This window comes from Streptomyces sp. NPDC059003 (genome assembly GCF_042740445.1).
In the GTDB taxonomy this organism is placed as follows: domain Bacteria; phylum Actinomycetota; class Actinomycetes; order Streptomycetales; family Streptomycetaceae; genus Streptomyces.
The window spans coordinates 1-2,581 of sequence record NZ_JBHYJH010000405.1 but is presented as its reverse complement, the minus strand read 5'-3'; the positions used below and the strand labels follow the sequence as shown (position 1 = coordinate 2,581).

General features: G+C 65.6%; 1 protein-coding gene and 2 pseudogenes. 2 read left to right on the top strand and 1 reads right to left on the bottom strand.

Annotated elements, in window-relative coordinates; all coding sequences use genetic code 11:
* Positions 1-102: 102 nt before the first annotated feature.
* Positions 103-1,020 carry a hypothetical protein gene (locus ACFWZ5_RS46095; RefSeq protein ID WP_384893241.1) on the bottom strand — a complete coding sequence of 306 codons (918 nt, stop codon included), beginning with the start codon at positions 1,018-1,020 and terminating at the stop codon, positions 103-105.
* A 369-nt stretch (positions 1,021-1,389) separates the two neighbouring features.
* Between ACFWZ5_RS46095 and ACFWZ5_RS46090 the strand changes: the two are divergent.
* Positions 1,390-1,587, top strand: a pseudogene (locus ACFWZ5_RS46090) (transposase); the annotation flags it as partial.
* Positions 1,588-1,853: 266 nt separating this feature from the next.
* A pseudogene (locus ACFWZ5_RS46085) lies at positions 1,854-2,581 on the top strand (IS110 family transposase); the annotation flags it as partial.

The following is a 2,581-nucleotide window of genomic DNA, read 5'->3' as shown; positions in this document are numbered from 1 at the left end:
CCCACGCCCGGCATCATGCCGCACAAACATCAAGCCACGTGAGACAACCTCTAAGCGATGGGCACGTCGGTGTGCATCGCCTGAGAGCCTTACGCCTGGGAGTTACTGGGTGGGGCAGGAGGGAGCCGAGGGCGTAGCGCCGGACGTCACTGTGAGAATGTCAATGGCCATCGTGGTGATGGGGTTGCCGTCGATCTGGGCGACGCACAGGATGGCGCTGTCCGTGGTCTTTCCGGTTGCGGGTGTCGCGGTGATGGTGAGTCGTTTGCCCGCCCAGGGCAGTTGCTCGGCTTCGAGTTCGGAGTACACAGGAAGCCAACGAGCTGCTTCATCGCCCCGCGCGACGAAGTGATCGATGAGGGTCGTCATCGCTGTGGAGGTGAAGGCAACGGGAAGTGCGGGGTATCCGTCGAAATGCCCGGGGCAGAGCATCGGTGTCACGTCGAGCTCGGCGCTTGCTCCTCCTTCGTGGACTTTGACGCCCTTCAGTGGCGGGGGCTGCCCGTAGGGGTTTGGATAGGGGGCGCCCAACGGAAGGGCCTGCGGTTGTCCGAAGAAGTGCGCGAAGGCGGACTGTGACATCACTTGGTAGTCCACCTGCATTTGAGCGATGGGAATTCCGTCGTCGCGTGTCAGACGCGTTCGTGCGGTGGCTTGGCACCTGTTCTCGAAGGAGGCGCGCGCCCAACCTTGGAAGCCGACGTTCGGGTGGTTGGCTTGTTCCTGATACGGTGCGAGCCATTCGCCGCGTGCGGAACGCGCCAAGTAATAGTGCCGACCTGGGGATTCGTTCAAGCTGGAGGCGGCGCAGAGGCCCAGAATGGCGAGGTGCCGACCGACCTCGGTGATGTTGATGTCTGAGGCCTGGCGCCCTGGAGAAGCCTCGACCGGGACGAATGCGGTCGCTTCGCCCGGCGTATCGCTGCACAGCTCCGTGAGCGCGAAGTAGGGCGGCGTGACGCAGATTCGGCCCTTGACGTCCAGGGGCGTGGCGTGTGGCTGGAAGGTGAAGTTGTCCATGGGGAACTCCTGCCGGGGCGTCCGTACGGGACTAGCCTCGGGTTTTCACGTGGGGTGGCGTTCGGCACGTGGGGTGGCGCTCGAGGTGTGATCGAAAACGACTCCTCCTGCACCGAGCCGGGAGATCACGGCCCTGAACGGGCCTTCTCAGACACCCTCAAACTGAGCGTTTGCGCCTGTTTCGGGTCGGGGTGATGTGGTTTTCCAGGTCCAGGTGGCTGGGGCTGACGGGACTGGTGCACCGACGGATCGGTGAAGCGGCAGCAGAGGGGTATTTCGTTCGGGACCATCCTGTGTCATCCCAGGACGTCCCTGCCCACGGCCCTTTGCCCGCTTGCCGCGTCGGGCGCCCGGCAGTACATCAGAAACATGGCCCCGCGCAGCGGCTACCCCAGCGATCTGTCCGATGCCCGCTGGGAGTTGATCGAACCGGTGCTCACCGCCTGGCGGAACGAGCGCCGCGGTCGCGGCCTGGACATCGGCCGCCCTCCCGAGCATGACCTGCGCTCGCTGATGAACGCGGTGCTCTACGTGGACCGCACCGGCATCCCCTGGCGCTACCTGCCAGGACCCGGAAGGCGAAAGAGTCTGATACGCGTGCTCGAGGCAACACTTCCGAGCGCCTGACAAGCAGGTCCCCAGCGTCCTGCTGATTGACGGGCTCGGACACGCCAAGTGGCCACGACGTCGGCCGGACGTGCCCCGATTTTCCCGCCCTCGGGGCGAGGCCCGCAGGGACTCCGGCTTGCTCATTGGGATGCGCGATGTGGATCGCTTGGTAAGGACACGCTGGCGAGGTCGTCTGCTGGATATGTACAGGAACGACTTCGGAGGTGGCCGTGCCCAAACTATGGGCTGGTACGGATGCGGGCAAGGCCGAGCACCACTGCACGGTGATCAATGCCGACGGCCAGCGCAGGCTCTCACGGCGCATCGCCAACAACGAGCAGGACCTGCTTCAACTCTTGGGTGATGTACTGGAGTTGAGCGAGGGCGAGCCTGTGACCTGGGCCATCGACCTCAACTCCGGCGGGGCCGCGCTGATGGTCGCCCTGCTGGTCAACCACGGTCAGAAGGTGCTCTACATCCCCGGACGCACCGTCCATCACGCCTCCGGCTCCTACCGGGGTGACGGGAAGACGGACGCGAAGGACGCCTTCGTCATCGCCGACCAGGCCCGAATGCGCCACGATCTCCAACCGGTACGCGGCGGCAGCGAGATCGCCGTGGACCTGAGGATTCTCACCTCGCGCCGCCTGGACCTGGCCGCGGACCGCACCAGAACGATCAACCGACTGCGGGCCCAGCTGCTGGAGTACTTCCCCCGCTCTGGAGCGGGCCTTCGACTACAAGACCTCGAAGGCCGCGCTGGTGCTGCTGAGTGGCTACCAGACCCCGGCCGGCCTGCGCAGGATCGGGCGGAGCCGCCTCGCGGCCTGGCTCAAGAACCGCCAGGTCTGCAACTACCGGCAGGTCGCGGCGACCGCTGTCGAGGCGGTCGAATCACCCGGGCGTTCTCCCGGAGCCGCACCATCGCCGGATACTTCTCGCCCCAGGCTCC